Source organism: Bradyrhizobium yuanmingense, from assembly GCF_025200905.1.
Classification (GTDB): Bacteria; Pseudomonadota; Alphaproteobacteria; order Rhizobiales; family Xanthobacteraceae; genus Bradyrhizobium; species Bradyrhizobium yuanmingense.
Genome location: NZ_CP104173.1, coordinates 7,433,614 through 7,449,210, shown reverse-complemented (window position 1 = coordinate 7,449,210; position 15,597 = coordinate 7,433,614). Strand labels below are relative to the sequence as shown.

16 protein-coding genes and 1 tRNA gene are annotated in these 15,597 nt (G+C 63.9%); 9 read left to right on the top strand and 8 right to left on the bottom strand.

The genetic code is table 11. From position 1 onward, the window contains the following. Positions 1-59: 59 nt before the first annotated feature. Both N2605_RS34510 and N2605_RS34505 read right to left on the bottom strand, forming a co-directional pair. The gene (locus N2605_RS34510; RefSeq protein ID WP_036003042.1) at positions 60-257 is read right to left on the bottom strand and encodes a Trm112 family protein; all 198 of its coding nucleotides are present in this window, start codon (positions 255-257) and stop codon (positions 60-62) included. A gap of 57 nt (positions 258-314) precedes the next feature. Next, entirely contained in the window at positions 315-845 is a 531-nt protein-coding gene (locus N2605_RS34505; RefSeq protein WP_036024363.1) for a TetR/AcrR family transcriptional regulator, read from the bottom strand. A gap of 91 nt (positions 846-936) precedes the next feature. On the opposite strand from N2605_RS34505, the gene N2605_RS34500 reads away from it, so the two are divergent. Then, complete coding sequence (locus N2605_RS34500) at positions 937-1,287, top strand: hypothetical protein (RefSeq protein WP_260345154.1); 351 nt, start codon at positions 937-939, stop codon at positions 1,285-1,287. A gap of 353 nt (positions 1,288-1,640) precedes the next feature. Continuing rightward, a complete protein-coding gene (locus tag N2605_RS34495; RefSeq protein WP_074447583.1) occupies positions 1,641-4,142 on the top strand; it encodes an EAL domain-containing protein in 2,502 nt (833 codons plus the stop codon). Between the two features lie 135 nt (positions 4,143-4,277). Here the strand turns inward: N2605_RS34495 and N2605_RS34490 are convergent, their stop codons facing one another. Both N2605_RS34490 and trxA read right to left on the bottom strand, forming a co-directional pair. Further along, complete coding sequence (locus N2605_RS34490) at positions 4,278-4,955, bottom strand: LON peptidase substrate-binding domain-containing protein (protein ID WP_036003016.1); 678 nt, start codon at positions 4,953-4,955, stop codon at positions 4,278-4,280. A 105-nt stretch (positions 4,956-5,060) separates the two neighbouring features. Continuing rightward, positions 5,061-5,984 (bottom strand): thioredoxin, encoded by a 924-nt coding sequence (gene trxA, locus N2605_RS34485; protein ID WP_025033093.1) that lies wholly within the window; start codon positions 5,982-5,984, stop codon positions 5,061-5,063. 271 nt (positions 5,985-6,255) lie between these two features. On the opposite strand from trxA, the gene N2605_RS34480 reads away from it, so the two are divergent. From N2605_RS34480 to N2605_RS34455, 6 genes are all read left to right on the top strand, one after another. Beyond that, positions 6,256-6,330: transfer RNA gene (locus tag N2605_RS34480), tRNA-Gly, on the top strand. A gap of 272 nt (positions 6,331-6,602) precedes the next feature. Continuing rightward, positions 6,603-6,857 carry a hypothetical protein gene (locus tag N2605_RS34475; protein WP_036003012.1) on the top strand — a complete coding sequence of 85 codons (255 nt, stop codon included), beginning with the start codon at positions 6,603-6,605 and terminating at the stop codon, positions 6,855-6,857. Next, the gene (locus N2605_RS34470; protein ID WP_036024255.1) at positions 6,854-7,582 is read left to right on the top strand and encodes a Fic/DOC family protein; all 729 of its coding nucleotides are present in this window, start codon (positions 6,854-6,856) and stop codon (positions 7,580-7,582) included. The genes N2605_RS34475 and N2605_RS34470 overlap by 4 nt, the downstream gene beginning before the upstream one ends. Beyond that, a complete protein-coding gene (locus N2605_RS34465) occupies positions 7,579-8,478 on the top strand; it encodes an NAD-dependent epimerase/dehydratase family protein (RefSeq protein ID WP_074447584.1) in 900 nt (299 codons plus the stop codon). The genes N2605_RS34470 and N2605_RS34465 overlap by 4 nt, the downstream gene beginning before the upstream one ends. Positions 8,479-8,859: 381 nt before the next feature. After that, positions 8,860-10,134: a PQQ-dependent sugar dehydrogenase gene (locus N2605_RS34460; protein WP_036024254.1), complete on the top strand. Its 1,275-nt coding sequence runs from the start codon at positions 8,860-8,862 to the stop codon at positions 10,132-10,134. A gap of 192 nt (positions 10,135-10,326) precedes the next feature. Next, a complete protein-coding gene (locus N2605_RS34455; RefSeq protein WP_036024264.1) occupies positions 10,327-10,920 on the top strand; it encodes a c-type cytochrome in 594 nt (197 codons plus the stop codon). An 86-nt stretch (positions 10,921-11,006) separates the two neighbouring features. Here the strand turns inward: N2605_RS34455 and panE are convergent, their stop codons facing one another. The 4 genes from panE to N2605_RS34435 form a co-directional block, all read right to left on the bottom strand. Further along, positions 11,007-11,930 carry a 2-dehydropantoate 2-reductase gene (gene panE / locus N2605_RS34450; RefSeq protein ID WP_260345152.1) on the bottom strand — a complete coding sequence of 308 codons (924 nt, stop codon included), beginning with the start codon at positions 11,928-11,930 and terminating at the stop codon, positions 11,007-11,009. Between the two features lie 99 nt (positions 11,931-12,029). Then, complete coding sequence (locus N2605_RS34445; protein ID WP_193374950.1) at positions 12,030-12,638, bottom strand: 2-hydroxychromene-2-carboxylate isomerase; 609 nt, start codon at positions 12,636-12,638, stop codon at positions 12,030-12,032. Between the two features lie 101 nt (positions 12,639-12,739). Next, positions 12,740-14,089, bottom strand: coding sequence for an MATE family efflux transporter (locus tag N2605_RS34440; protein WP_260345151.1), 1,350 nt, complete (start codon positions 14,087-14,089; stop codon positions 12,740-12,742). A gap of 88 nt (positions 14,090-14,177) precedes the next feature. Then, complete coding sequence (locus N2605_RS34435) at positions 14,178-14,774, bottom strand: DUF2239 family protein (RefSeq protein WP_260345150.1); 597 nt, start codon at positions 14,772-14,774, stop codon at positions 14,178-14,180. A gap of 151 nt (positions 14,775-14,925) precedes the next feature. Between N2605_RS34435 and N2605_RS34430 the strand changes: the two genes are divergently transcribed. Then, positions 14,926-15,591, top strand: coding sequence for a glutathione S-transferase family protein (locus N2605_RS34430; protein ID WP_036002974.1), 666 nt, complete (start codon positions 14,926-14,928; stop codon positions 15,589-15,591). The last annotated feature ends 6 nt before the right edge of the window (positions 15,592-15,597 follow it).

Below are 15,597 nucleotides of genomic sequence, written 5' to 3'. Positions count from 1 at the left end.
ATCGAGTGGCGAGTGGACCCATTCGCCATTCGCCACTCCCCACTCCCCACTCGCTGTTATCAATCGATCTTGCGCGCCTCTTCCGGCAGCATGATCGGGATGCCGTCGCGAATGGGATAAGCGAGCTTGGCGCTGCGCGAGATCAGCTCCTGCCGCTCAGCATCGAATTCCAGCGGGCCCTTTGTCAGCGGGCAGACCAGGATCTCCAGCAATTTTGGATCGACGCTGGCTTCGGGACGTTCGGTGGGCGCGTTCATGGAAGTCTCCGGCACTTGCTTGCCTTTAGCATAGAAATTCGCGCCCGCCATCGCGCTTTAGGCGGAGACCATCGCCAGGAGCTCGTCGAGCATGGTCCGCAGCCGCGCGGCCGGGATTGACGGGCCTGACAGGGCGAAACCGAGAAATGTCCAGTACAGGATCTGCGCGCGGGCCTGCGCCGTTGCCGGGGCGAGTCCCCGCTTCTGCAGCAGCTCCTCGATATAATCGAGCCTGCGGCGATCGATGGCACGCACCGCCCCTTGCGCGCTCGCATCGAACGCCGCCCAATTGCGCACCGCGCGTTCGAGGTCGAGCCGCGCGCCGAAGGATCTCCGCAGCAGCATCTTGACCGGCTCGTCGCCGGCGGCTTCGACGTCGGCGATGATCCGCTCGGCCGCGATCTCGCGCCAGCGCTTCAGCACCGCGGCGTGAAACGCGGCGAGATCGGCGAAATGCCAATAGAAGCTGCCGCGCGATACGCCCATGGCCTTGGCGAGCGGCTCGGCCTTCAAGGCCGTGAAGCCGCTCTTGGCCAGGGCCTTGAGGCCCTGGCCAGTCCAATCGTCAGCGGAGAGCTGTTGGTTCATGTCGTTTCCCGAAAAGCGCACCATACACTAGTGTATTGACAAGCGCTTGGCCAGACGCTATCGAAACATACATGAGTGTATGGAGGCGTCGATGCGGGATCTGCTGCTCCAGTGTGCGGGCGTCGTGACCATCGCCGTTGCGCTCGTTCACGGCTACCTCGGCGAAGCCAAGGTCTTCGCCCGCGCTCGCATCGAGCCGGAGCGCCTCCGCACCTTGATCCGGCTGGTGTGGCAGGCCTCGACCGTGGCCTGGATCGGCGGTGGCGTGCTGCTGATCGCGGCGCCGTGGATGCAATCGGAGCCGGCTCGTCACTGGATCGTCGCGACCATGGCCTGCGTGTTCGGCTGCTCCGCCCTCGCCAACGCATGGGCGACGCGGGGCCGGCATTTCGGCTGGATGGCGCTCAGTGCGGTCGTCGTGATGTCGGTTGTCGGGTACTAGAACTCATCTAAAGCGGACCAGATCCGTTACCGATCGACCAGGCATTCTTCGGATGCCGTCATCGTCCTGGTCGTGCTCCACGTTGCTGGTGTGGCGCTGATAGGACTCCTGCAGCGCGATGATCACCGGACGCAAGCGCATCCGCGTCCATCTCCAGTCATCTGCAAACGCGCGCAGCGGGCTTCCGGCGCGACCGGCGCGCGGAACGTGTTAGCCCCACAGATCAAATTTTACGGACGGTGTTGGCAAGCCGCTAAGCATGCGATCAGGCGCGGCACAAAATTAACGCGAAGGGCGATTAGCCGGTCCAGCATCGACAAACATCAACAATATCGACGATGGGGCGAAACTGAATGTTCCGCGTTTTCTCCTGCCTTACGGCCGAACACGATTGGCGGCTCGTCGTGCTCGCTGCTCTGGTCTGCTTCGTTGCCAGCATCGTCGCGGTCAGCATCTTCCACCGCGCGATCGCAACGCGCGGGAGAACCCGGTGGATCTGGATCGCCATTGCCGGTGCGGCCATCGGATACGGCATTTGGGCTACGCATTTCGTCGCGATGCTCGCCTACGAGCCCGGGGTCACGACGGGCTACGGCATCGTGTTGACGGCGTCCTCTCTCGCGGCGGCAATGCTGCTGACCTCGGTCGGCTTCGGCGTCGCGGTCGTCACGTCCGGCCGCTGGCGCGCGGCGGCTGGCGGCGTCATCATCGGTGGCGGCATTGCCAGCATGCATTATCTCGGGATGTGGGCGCTCGAAGTGCCGGGCCGAGTCTCCTGGTCCGTGGACCTCGTGCTCCTCTCCATCGTTCTGGGCATGTGTTTTGGCTACGCTGCGCTGGCGGCAGCGCTCACCCGTCAGGGTTATAGCGGCACGCTGGCAGCCGCCACCCTGCTGACGCTCGCCATCGTGTCGCATCACTTCACGGCCATGGGCGCCGTGCAGATCACACCGGATCCGGCGCTCGCGACCGATACGCTTTCGCTGTCTCCGGCCTTCCTCGCGCTCGCCATCGCCGGCGTCGCATTGTCCGTGCTGGGCATGAGCCTGATCGGAGTGCTGGCCGATCGTCGTCTGGCGACCAGAACCGCCAGGTTCGAGGAGATCATCAGCCAGCTCTCCATCGCCCGGCAGCAGCTCGAAGGGTCGCAGAACGAGCTCAAGGAACAGAAGCTGAGGCTGGACACGGCCATCAACCATATGGTCGAGGGCCTTTGCATGTTCGACGCCGGGAAGCGGCTCGTCATCTGCAACGAGCGTTACGCCCGTTTGTACCGGCTGCCGCCGGAATTGCTGCGTGCGGGAACTCCGCACCGCGACATCATCCGTCATCGCGTTACCAGCGGCATACTCGAAGGCGAGGCCAGCGATTTCGCCGCCGAACGGCAGATCGCCAGGCTCGAAGCACTGCCGATCCATGCCGTCTCGAGCCGCATCGATGCGTTCGCCGATGGGCGGCTGATCTGCGTGACGCGGCAGCCGATGGCCGGCGGCGGCTGGGTGGCTACGCATCTGGATGTCACCGAGCAACGCCGGTCCGAAGCGAAGATCACCTACATGGCGGAACACGATGCGCTCACCGAGTTGCCGAACCGCGTGCTGCTCAAGGCGCGTCTGGAGCCTGCACTCGCCGATACGCGTGGCGGAAATCTCCATCTGGCGGTTCTCCTGCTCGACCTCGACCGCTTCAAGGAGGTCAACGACACGCTCGGACATCCGGCGGGCGACCTGCTGCTGCGCTCAGTCGCGGCGCGCTTGCTGGATTGCATCAGGGAGACGACGTTCGTCGCCCGACTGGGCGGCGACGAATTCGCAATCGTCGACTACGTGACCAATCCGGCTGCGGACGCGGCCTCTCTCGCCGAGGCGATCCATGGCGCGCTCAGCGAGCCGTTCGATCTCGGCGATCATCAGGTCATTGTCGGCACCAGCATCGGGATCGCCCTTGCGCCCCGAGACGGCGCCGATTCCGACACGATCCTCAGGAGCGCAGATCTTGCCCTCTACTCGGCCAAGAGCGGCGGACGTGGTGCATTCCGCTTCTTCGAGCCGGAGCTGGACCGGCTCCTGCATGCGCGCCGCAACCTGGAGCGGGATCTGCGGAAGGCGCTTGCGAGGAGCGAATTCGAGCTCCACTACCAGCCGTTCGTCAATTTGAAGAGCGGCGAGACCTGTGGCTTCGAGGCGTTGCTGCGTTGGCATCACCCCGAGCGGGGTCTGGTCTCGCCCGGCGAATTCATTCCCGTCGCGGAGGAAACTGGCTTGATCCTGCCGCTGGGGGAGTGGGTGTTGAGAACCGCCTGTGCCGAAGCGGCAAAATGGCGTTCCGACCTGAAGATCGCGATCAACCTGTCTCCAGCGCAATTCAGGAGCAAGGAGCTCGTGTCGACGATCGTGAGCGCACTGGCGGCGTCGGGGATTGCTTCAGACCGGCTCGAGCTCGAGGTCACCGAAACCGTCATCATGCATGACAGCGGGACCGTATTCGCAGCACTCAGCCAGCTGCGCGAGCTCGGGGTGCGGATTGCCCTCGACGATTTCGGCACCGGCTATTCGTCGCTCAGCTTTCTGCAGAAGTTTCCCTTCGACAAGATCAAGATCGATCGCAGCTTCGTCAGCGAGCTGTCCAGTCCGATGGAGGAGCCCCATCGGATCGCGCGGGCCGTGGTCCAGTTCGCCACGAGTCTCGGTAAGACGTCCACCGCCGAAGGCGTCGAAACCGCCGAGCAGCTGGACATCCTGCGCCAGGAGGGCTGCGTCGAGGCCCAGGGCTTCCACCTCAGCCCGCCGATACGGGCCTCGACGGTCGCACGGCTTGCGGATCGAAAGGCCGAGGCCGGCGAGTTTGCCGCATAGAGCATGATCCGGACCCGAAGGGCCGCGTCAGCGCAAAGTGTGTAGCGGTTTCCGAAAAGATCATGCTCAAACCAAAAAACCCAAAGCGCGATGAGGATTTATCCTAATCGCATCGCGCTTTGGGTCGCTTGACGATCACTGCAGCGGCGGGTCGCCGCTAGTGCGCTTCTTGGCGAGGTCCATCTCGGTGACGGCGATCAGGATCTCGGCGCGGGTCTTCAGGTCGGGCGCCTCCAGCATGGCCTGCTTTTCCGCGGGGCCGTAGGGCGACATCATCGCGAGCGCATTGACGAGGGCTTCATTGGGCGCGCTCTCGACGCCCTCCCAGTCGACCTTGAGGTTGTTGGCCTTCAGGAAGTCCGCCAGCACCGCCAGCAGCGCCTCGCGGTCGACCTCCTCCTCGCCGCGGCGCGCGGTGAAATCGTCGACGTAGGCGAAGAAGTCCACCTTGCACTGCCGATAGGGGGTGAGCACCTCGAGCTCCTCGACCACCTTGAAGCGCGAAACGCCGGTGAGCTCGAGGATGTAGCGGCCGTCGCCGGACTCGGCGAGCTGGGTGATGCGGCCGACGCAGCCGACGCGGAACAGCGCCGGCTTGTCGGAATCCTTCCGCGAATGCGCGATGTCGGGCTGGATCATGCCGATCAGGCGATGGCCGTCGCGGAAGGAATCGTCGACCATCGAAAGGTAGCGCGGCTCGAAGATGTTGAGCGGCATCTGGCCGCGCGGCAGCAGCAGCGCGCCCGGCAGCGGGAAGACCGGAATGATCTCCGGGAGGTCGGCGGGCCCGCGATATTCGATGTTGATCGGCATCTGCCCGGTCCCCTGGCGTTGCTAGCGCATGATCCGGATCCGAAGGACCGCGTTAGCGCAAAGTGTGGAGCGGTTTTCCGAACAGATCATGCTCAAAAAAGGCCGTTACGAAAACAGGATCGTCGACAAACGTTTGCGGCCTTCGACGGTTGCATCATCCGTGCCGCCCCAGGCCTCGAAGAACTGCACCAGCTGCTTGCGGGCGCCGTCGTCGTTCCATTTGCGGTCGCGCTTGATGATCTCGAGCAGCTGCTCGGTCGCCGCCGCGCGGTTGCCTTGGGCGTTGAGCGCGGTGGCGAGGTCGAACCGGGCCTGATGATCGAGCGGATTTGCGGCGACTTTCTGTTCCAGCTCGGCGACCGGTCCAAGCGATTTCGCCTGCTCGGCGAGATCGATTGCGGTCTGCACGGCCTTCACGGCCGGGTCGTTGCGCTTGGATTCCGGCACCATGGCCAACGTCTGCTTGGCCTGCTCCATCGCGCCGGAAACGGCGTAGCACTTCGCAAGGCCCGCAAGCGCCGCGATGTTGGTGGAATCATGCTGCAGCGCCTCGGCATAGATCTGCGCCGCCGCCGCCGCGTCGCCCTCGGCGAGCACCGCGTCGGCCTCCTGCACGATCTCGGCGACGTTGACCTCGCCCGGCGCGGTGACGCCCTTGGTCAGCCGCTCGATGAAGGCGTTGACCTGGCTCTCCGGCACCGCGCCCATGAAGCCGTCGGCCGGCTGGCCGTTGACAAAGGCGATCACGGCCGGGATCGACTGGATGCCCATCTGGCCCGGGATCGCCGGATGATGGTCGATATTCATCTTGACCAGCTTGACCTTGCCCTTGGCCGCCTTCACCGCCTTCTCCAGGACGGGGGTGAGCTGCTTGCAGGGGCCGCACCATTCCGCCCAGAAATCGATCAGCACGGGCTGGCGCTTCGATTCCTCGATCACGTCCTTCACGAAGGTCTGGGTGGTGGTGTCCTTGATCAGGTCGGCCGCAGCCGGGCCCGCCGCTCCGTTACCCTGGTCGATGATCGTCACGGGATTCCCTCGTCATGTCTGGAATGGCGGCTCTTTAGCACGCCGCCGCGTCATATGCTTGTGGTCGGCTCCTAAATTGGGCCGAATGGGCCGAATTTCAATCCAGGCACCCCGATTCGCCGGTTCCGAGACGTTTCCGGTCGATTTGGCCGGCTTCGGGCTCCATACGGGGTCCGAATTGCGAATTGAGGCCGCCTGTAGCTGTTGCATTCCCCTCCCGCTTTTGGCATACGACAGCCGTTGTCGGCGCGTCACGCGACCGACACAGGATGCGGGTGTAGCTCAGTGGTAGAGCACGACCTTGCCAAGGTCGGGGTCGAGGGTTCGAGCCCCTTCGCCCGCTCCAGTTTTTCCTAGGCTGGCCTAGGAAGCGCTCTCCAACCACGGAGAGCATTGTATGAGCCTCAAAGACTCCAAAGGGCAAGCGCGAGCTGTTGTTGGGCATGAGCCGCCTCGTACGGCGATTTGCTGTCCGCGCTTGCGAGAGCGGCCTCAAACCGAGGCCGGAGCAATTTTGAAGGTCTTTCGGTAGTTTACGGGCAAGTGAAGACGCCGGGAAGGCAGCAACTCAATGGATTCTCAGGCCTTGGTTCACTATATTTGGGGAGAGGAGTTTCCATGTCTGCTCAGCGCTCCGCCACCAAGGCCCAGTATACCGCTGGTGTAATCCAGCGGTTGGCGGCCGCTAACAACGTGGCAGTGATCGCGACATCGAACGATGTCTTTGCCCATCACGTGACGCGGCTCTCCGGCGATGACGTGAATTTCGATCCTATCGAGAATACCATCGTCGCACTCCAGCGCGCCGGGATTTTGGATCGTGTCCAAGCGGTGCGTCTTCAAGCGCGCTATCTTCGCGAAAGCCGTCTGTGACGTTTGATCCGTTTGGAGATTTTGCGACGCGCGGTTATTTGCGCAACGTCGCGAAGGCCAAAGATCCCGGAATCGTTCAGCGCCTCCTGCACAATTCCTTTCTGACCGGCATCGATGCAGCCTTGGATCATCTCAAGGCGCAGCCTTCCCTAAGCTACGCCGATGTCCTCCAAACACACAAAACGCTCTTTGAAGGAGTGTTCCCCTGGGCTGGAGAGGACCGTCATACGAACGCGTCCCACATCTTCGTAAAGAAGGGCTCAGTGATCTTCGCCCATCCCAATGACATCCGCAAAGCTATCGACTACGCGTTGGAGAAGGGACAAGACGAGGCGTTCATGGCGGAAAAGCCCGGCGAAGTGATGGGCTATCTCGCCTATGGCCATCCATTCCTGGACGGCAATGGCCGCACTATCATGCTGATCCATGCGGAACTTGCGCGGCGTGCAGGCATCAGCATCGATTGGGCCGCCACGGACAAAGTTCAGTATCTCGCAGCCCTGACGCCGAAGCTCGAAGAGCCGGGCAAGGGCAAACTTGATGCTTACCTTAAGCCATTCATCCGCAAGGGCTTGGAGAGCAGCATCGCCGACGGGATCAAGGCCGCGCCGGGCCTGGACGGCGGCAACGCAGACACAGTCGCAGGCGAGACGAGCAATCCAATGCTCCAGGCGCAATACGAAGAGCAAAAAGCCAAGCGCAACGGCGGGCGAGACTTGCAATGACAATCCTGGTCACCGGTAGCGCTGGCCATCTCGGGGAGGCGGTCCTGCGGACGCTCCGTGGGCGCGGGTCGCCCGCCCGCGGCGTCGATCTCAAGCCCTCCCCCTTCACCGATGCCGTCGGCTCCATCGTCGATCCCGCCTTCGTGCGGCGCCAGATGGACGGCGTCACTGCCGTGATCCACACCGCGACGCTGCACAAGCCGCATGTGGCGACCCATTCCAAGCAGGATTTTGTCGACACCAACGTGTCAGGAACGCTGAACCTGCTCGAGGCGGCGGTGTGGGTCACCGAGGAGCTGCCATCGGTGCCGAAGAACATCTACGGCACGACCAAGCTGATGGCCGAGAACCTCTGCGAGCTGTTCTTTCGCGAGCGCGCGCTACCGATCGTGGTTCTGCGGACCTCGCGCTTCTTTCCGGAGGACGACGACGATCCGGCGATGCGATCGGCCTACACGCTGGACAACGCGCAGGCCAACGAGCTGCTCTACCGCCGGCTGGATATCGCGGACGCAGTGAGCGCGCATCTGCTCGCCGTCGAGCGTGCGCCCGGCATCGGCTTCGCCCGCTACATCGTCTCGGCGACGAGCCCGTTCGAGCAACGTCATCTCGGAGCGCTGGCGCGCGATGCCGCCGGCGTCGTGCGCGAGCTCTATCCGGAGTGCGCGCAGCTCTATGCGGCGCGCGGCTGGCGGCTCTTCCCCGCGATTGACCGGGTCTATGTCAACGAGCGCGCGCGGCGGGAGCTCGGCTGGCGACCCGAATTCGACTTCGCGCATGTGCTGCGCAGCCTGCGCGATGGCCGCGACGTCCGCAGCACGCTGGCGCGTGAGGTCGGATCGAAAGGCTACCACGACACGCTGTTCGACGACGGACCCTACCCCGTCGCCCCGTGAGCGCCGCGATTATTTTACTCGACGCTTCAAATGATTGTCCGGCGTCACCGCGCGCGGATCAACTTGCGCAGTTCTACTGTGCATGGGGTTGTTTTCGCACTTTTGTATGCCCACCCCGGCGGACCGCCTGACGACGTTGCGCGCGCGCTGTTGATTCCGCGTTGCAGCGCGAGGCGCGGTCGTCGCAGCGTTCATCCGTTCATTGACATTCCGTCTCAATTTTTGCTGCGCGCAGCCGCGCTGCATCCGGCGCGCTTCTCACGATGGGCAGATGTGCTACCCTTTTTGCGTCTGTCGTCCCGACGGGCTCAAGACTTCGCCTCTCGACTAGCAAAACAAAATAACGCGCAGCCCTGATGGCTGCCTTAGGGGAGTGATGCGATGACATCGATGTTCCATCGATCCGTGTTGGCGCTTGCAGCCGTGGCCCTTCTCGCGGGGACCGGCGCCGGCAACGCGCAGCAGCAGGACAAGAACAAGCCGCTGAAGAAATACGATTCCAGCACCAAGGAGTTCTGGACCCATCCGCCGGATGACTGGTTCCTCGGTGACGAGACCGAGGCGCAGAAGGGCCTCGCGCCGCCGTCGGGCCCGCCGACCGGCGCCTCCGACGCCGAGCTCGCCAACATCGTCAAGAAGATCAAGCTGCCGCCGGGCTTCAAGATCGAGGTCTACGCCTCCGGCGTGCTGGCCGCGCGGCAGATGGCCTGGGGTGACAAGGGCACGTTGTTCGTCGGCTCGTTCGGTCTCGGCAACGTCTATGCCATCAAGGACAACAACGGAAAGAAAGAGGTCAAGACCGTCCTCAAGGGCCTCAACATGCCCACCGGTCTCGCCTTCAAGGACGGCGCGCTCTATGTCATCGCCGTCGACAAGCTGATCCGCTACGACAACGCCGAAGCCAATCTCGACAATCTCGGCCAGGGCAAGGTCGTTTATGACGACATGCCGTCCTATGCCGCGCATGGCTGGAAGTACATCGCGGTCGACAAGGAAGGCTGGTTCTTCCTGCCGTTCGGCCCGCCCTTCAACATCGGCATTCCGCCGACCAGCGTGTCGCAGATCCGGCGCGTCGATCCCAAGACCGGCAACGCCGAAATCTGGGCGCTCGGCGTCCGCAACTCGGTCGGCGGCGACGTCGATCCGCGCACCGGCAAGCTCTGGTTCACGGAGAATGCCCGCGACTGGGTCAGCGATGATCTGCCCTCGGACAAGCTGAACATGATCAACCGGATCGGCGAGCATTTCGGCTATCCCTATTGCCATCAGGGCAATCTGCCTGACGACAAGTTCGCGATGGGCCACAAATGCTCCGAGTTCACGCCGCCCGTACTGAACCTCGGTGCCCATGTCGCACCGCTCGGCATGAAGTTCTACACCGGCGACCAGTTCCCCGCCGACTACAAGAACAACATCCTGATCGCGGAGCACGGCTCCTGGAATCGCCACAAGTACCAGGGCGCGCGCATCGTGCGGGTGATCGTCGGGCCTGACGGCAAGAACCCGAAGCGGGAGGTCTTCGCCTCCGGCTGGCTCGAGGGTGACCAGGGCTATCTCGGCCGTCCCAACGACATCATCATCGCCAAGGACGGATCAATCCTTGTGGCCGACGATTGGGCCGGCGCGATCTATCGCATCAGCTACAGCAAGAAGTAGCGCGATCGGACGCAGAGGCTGCGGCGGCCGGGAGGTGCCGCAGCCTCCTTAATTCTAAAATCTCATGCTGTCGTTCCGGATTGCGCGGTAGCGCAAGTCCGGAACCCATAACCCCGGCTCGTGGTTATGGATTCCGGGCTCGTGCTCCGCACGCCCCGGAATGACGAGCTCGATAGATCGGAATCCTTCCCCATGCGCCGGCAGTTCATTTCGCACGCAATCAGCGTGTTTGCGCTCCTGACGCTCGGCGCCTTCCCAGCCGAAGCCGCCGACAATGCCGCGATCAAGGAGAAGGCCGCCGCCTGCTCCGGCTGCCACGGCGAGAACGGCATTTCGCAGACCGAGAACATCCCCTCGCTCGCCGGCCAGCCCGATCAATTCCTGCAATGGCAGCTCGTGTTCTTCCGCGCCGGCGCGCGCAAGAACGATCAGATGCAGCCGATCGTGGAAGGGATCACCAACGAGGACATCCGCAATTTTGGCGCTTACTTCGCCTCGCTGGCGCCGCCGAAGGGACCCGAAGACGGGGATCCCGACCTGTCGAAGAAGGGGGCGCAGGTGGCCGCCGGCCGCCGCTGCGCCTCATGCCATACCGACAGCTATGCCGGCACCAAGGCGGTGGCGCGGCTCGCGGGGCAACGTGAGGAATATCTCGTCAAGGCGCTGCACGATTACAAGGCCGGCCAGCGCGTCGGCGGCGGCGTCGCCGCGATGGCCGACGTCGCCTATCACATGAGCGATGAGGAAATTACCGCCGTGTCGCACTATCTCGCGCATTTGAAATAGCGCTGAGCTGTTTCGGCAATCGCAGCTCGTCATCCCGGGCTCGCGCGGCGCGCGCCCCGGGACGACACCGAATGTGTGGTTACGCCCTAACCCGCCCGCTGCCTCTCATATGCCTTCAGATGCGTATACGCGATGCGCAGCTTCGGCACCGGCACCTTGGCCGCGTCGGCGCGCGCGATGAGATCGCCGATGACGTGGTCGGCCTCGACAGGCAGGCCCGCCTTGATGTCGCGGAACATCGATGCCGTCAGCGGCGAGCCCTCGGTGGTGAGATTGCCTTTGACGCGATCGAAGAACGGGCCGCCCGGCGGATAGCCGGACGCCGTGGCAATCGCGCTGGTCTCATCCAGCATGCCGAGCAGGAAATCGCGGCCGCCGGGCGCGGCGAGGATATTGCCGACGGACGTCCGCATCAGACTGGTGCTTGCTGCGAGCGAGGACAGGAACACCCACTTCTCCCACATGTCCTGCATGATGTTCTGGCTGGCGCTGGCGCCATTGATGCCGCTCTTGAAGGCCTCGTCGATCGCCTTCACCCGGTCCGACATCCCGCCGTCGCGCTCGCCGTAGCTGAGCGACTGCATCGGCTGGAGCTGCACCACCTCGCGCTTCTCGTTCAGCGTGGCCGCAATGGCGCAGAGGCCGCCGAGCACGCGCTCCTTGCCGAACCTCGTGTCCAGCGTGTCGAGATGCTTCATGCCGTTGAGCATCGGGATGATCGCGGTGTTCGGCCCCACCGCGGGGGCGAACGACTTGATGGCATCGTCGAGGTCGAATGCCTTGCAGCTGAGCAGCACGACGTCGAACGTGTCCTTGATTGCGTCGGCCTGAACCGCCGGCGGGTTCTTCAAGGTCACATCGCCGTTCGGGCTCTTGATAACGAGGCCGGCGCTCGCGAGCTCGTCGGCGCGGCGAGGCCTAACCAGGAAGGTCACGTCGCGGCCGGCCTGCAACAGCCTGCCACCGAAATAGCCGCCGATGGCGCCGGCGCCGACCACGAGGATGCGCATGGGAGAACTCCGCTTTTACTATTGGCGAATGGCGAATAGGGAGTAGCGAATAGTGGGCGCGATTTCCACTCGCTATTCGCTACTCGCCATTCGCGCGCTTCACTTTCCCGACACCATCTCCTCGACCTCGCGCAACTGCTCCTTGCCGAAGAACATTTCATTGCCGACGAAGAAGGTCGGCGAGCCGAAGGCGCCGCGGGCGACCGCCTCCTCGGTGTTCTTGATCAGCTTGGCCTTCACCTCGGGTTCCCCGGCGCGGGCGAACAGCTTTTGCGCATCGAGACCAGACGACGCCAGCGCCTTCGCCGCGATCTCGGGATCGTCCATCTTCTTCGGCTCGCGCCACATGTGGTGGAAGGTGGCCTCGACATATGTCTCGAACACGCCCTCGAGCTGCGCTGCGATCGCTGCGCGCATCAGGTTCAGCGTGTTGACGGGAAAGTGCGGATTCCAGACATAGGGCTGGACATGGAAGCGTTTGATGAAGCGCTCGGTCTCGACCTGCTGGAACTCCCGCTTGTTCTTGATGCCGGCGAGCGTCTCGGCCGGCGACTTGTTGTTGGTCGACTTGAAGATGCCGCCGAGCAGGATCGGCACATATTCGAACTTGACGCCGATCCGCTGTTCGATGGCTGGAATCGCCAGATGGCTGAGATAGGCGTTGGGGCTACCGAAATCGAACAGGAATTGCGGGGCGGTGCGGGTCAAAATCATTCTCCCTGGCCTGGCTTTCTGAGCGGCTTTTTCTCATTGTGGCGCAGGCCGCGCCACAGGTCTATCGTTTAATGACGGTCATAATACTTTGACCGTCAGATCAGGCGCTGCATCGCCCGCTTGCGCCACACCAGATGGTAATAGCCCATCTGCAGAATCAACATGGCGCAGAACACGATGGGATAGGCGGCCCACACGCCGGTCAGGCCGACCGTGTGGCTGAGGATGATTGCAGCCGGCAGCTCGATTGCGGCGATCGCGAAGATCGACAGCAGCATCGGCGTCAACGCGACGCCGGCGCCGCGCATTGCGCCCGAGAACACCGTGGCGAGCCCGAACGGCACCGAGCTCCACAAGGCGATGTTGAGCAATCCCTTCGCCAGATCCAGCACGGCGCCGTCGGTGATGAAGATACCGAGCACCGCGCGTGGCGCGAGGTAGATCAGCGCCGCCAACCCGCCGGTCAGGACGATATTGAACGCAAGGCCCATCCGCACGATGCCGTCAAGCTGGGCCCGGTCGCCGCCGCCGACGGCCTGCGCGCCGAGGATCGAGACCGCGATCGAAATCGACATCGCCGTGAACTGGGTGTAGCCCATCACCTGGTTGACGGCGCCATAGGCCGCGGTGGCGTTCGAGCCGAAGCCGTTGACGAGGCCGAGCAGCACAAGCTCGGCGATCGCCATCACCACCATGCCGATCGCGCTCGGCAGGCCGATGCCGAGGACTTTGCCGAGCACGGCGCCGTTTAGTCGGAGGTGACGCAGCAGCGTCGCATCCGGCGCGAGCGCGTGCTTTCTCCGCAGCAGATAGGCAGCCAGCACGATCAGCGTCAGCGTGTTCGAGATCGCAGCCGCCCAGGCAGCACTGGTGATGCCGACGGCCGGCAATCCGAACGTGCCGCGGATCAGCATCGGCGTCAGGATCAGGCCGATCGCCGTCGACAAGGCCAGCGCCAGCAGCGGCGTCAGTCCATCGCCGACGCCGCGGATCATCGCCGTCATCAGCAGGAAGATGAAGCCGAGCGGCATCGTCAACAGCATGATGCGCGCATAGGCGCTGGCTTCATCGAGAATGTCCGCGGGCGTGGCGAGCATCACCATCAGGGGCCGGCTGAAGATCCCGCCAACGAGTGCAATCGCTATCGAGAGCAGCAGGCCGACGGCGAGTGTCGTGCCGACGATGATCTTGATCCGGCCATGCTCGCCGGCGCCGAAGGCCTGGCCGATCAGCACGGTGGCGCCGGTGCTGAGGCCCATGACGAAGGCGAACAGGAAGAACATCACCGGGAAGAACGCCGAGACCGCGGCGAGCGCGCCGACGCCGACCATCTGGCCGAGATAGACGTTGCTGACGGTGCCGAACAGCGATTGCAGCGCGTTGCTCAGCATCAGGGGTGCGAGAAAGCGGAGGAATGTGGTCCAGAGCGGCTTTGCGGCAGACATGGCATTGGCCTTTCATCAGGGCGTGCGAAGCCGTTGCCGCGCAATGCGCGGCTCGGCCGTCGATGGGGCGTGAGAAGCGGCGCGCGGTTTAAGCGCGGTCGCTGTAGGCGAGCTTGACGATGTGGTCGCGGATGTCGGTCGGCCAGTCGGCGATCAGGCCGGTGAAGCGTCGCCGGTCATCCGCGAACAGGGCGCGCGAGGCTTCCTCGAACTGCGGCAGATCGCCGGCCATGGTCGACATGAAGTGGTAGGCCGCATCGCGCGCCTGCCGCTCGCGGTCCTTGTCGCCGCTGGCGCGCCTGGCTTCGTCGACGAGCTTGCGCAGCGCGACCGAAGCGCCGCCGGCCTGTGCGTTGAGCCACTCCCAGTGCCGCGGCAGCAAGGTCACCTCGCGCGCGACCACGCCGAGCTTCGGCCGGCCGCGACCGCGCGGCTCTGCGGGTGCTTCGGTCGCCTCAGCCGACGGCGGGACAAGCTTCGCCAAGCGCGCCAACACCTCGCGATCTCCACCACGCAGATCGAAGTCGATCGATCGGCCCGTGGCGTCCTCGAAGATGATGATTGGCTCGTCCGGCTGTGACGCCACCCGCTTGACGACCAGCGCAACCTCTCCAGCCGGCCCGGACACCAGGCGGCGTTGTCCCTGGAAAGCGGTGAAAAATTTCTGCATTGGAATCAGCGCCATTTTGACGATGCTGGGTTTCTTAATACCCGGGTAAATTACTCGCGTCAATATACCCGGATAAAAATATCAGCAGCGACGGCTCGACAATGTGTTCCCGGGCTGGCACCAACGGCGCGGCCGATGACCACGACCAAGCCTTGAGGACCCCGCGATGCTGACCGTTCACCACCTCAACAATTCCCGCTCGCAGCGCGTGCTGTGGCTGCTCGAGGAGCTGGGCGTTCCCTACGAGATCGTGCGCTATCAGCGTCAGCCGGACATGCGCGCGCCGAAGGAGCTGCGCGCCATCCATCCGCTCGGCAAATCGCCCGTCATCACCGACAACGGCAACACCATCGCCGAATCAGGCGCGATCATCGAATATCTCATCGCCACCTACGGCAACGGGCGGCTGATCCCGCCGCCGAACACGCCGGAGCGGCTGCGCTACACCTATTGGCTGCACTATGCGGAAGGATCCGCGATGCAGCCGCTGCTGCTCAAGCTGCTGTTCACGCTGATGCCGAAACGTGCGCCGGCCTTGCTGCGCCCGCTGGTGCGCAAAGTCTCCAACCAGGCGCTGACCGCGCTGGTCAATCCGCAGCTGAAGCAGCACATGGACTATTGGGAAGGCGAGCTCGGCAAGAGCGAATGGTTCGCCGGCAGCGAGTTCACCGCGGCTGACATCCAGATGAGCTTTCCGCTCGAAGCCGCCCAAGCTCGCGGCGGCCTCGAGCAGGGCCATCCCAAGGCGATGGCGTTCCTGGAGCGCATCCACGCCCGGCCTGCATATGCGCGCGCGCTGGAGAAGGGCGGGCCGTATCAGGTCGGGCGGTAAGCTCCC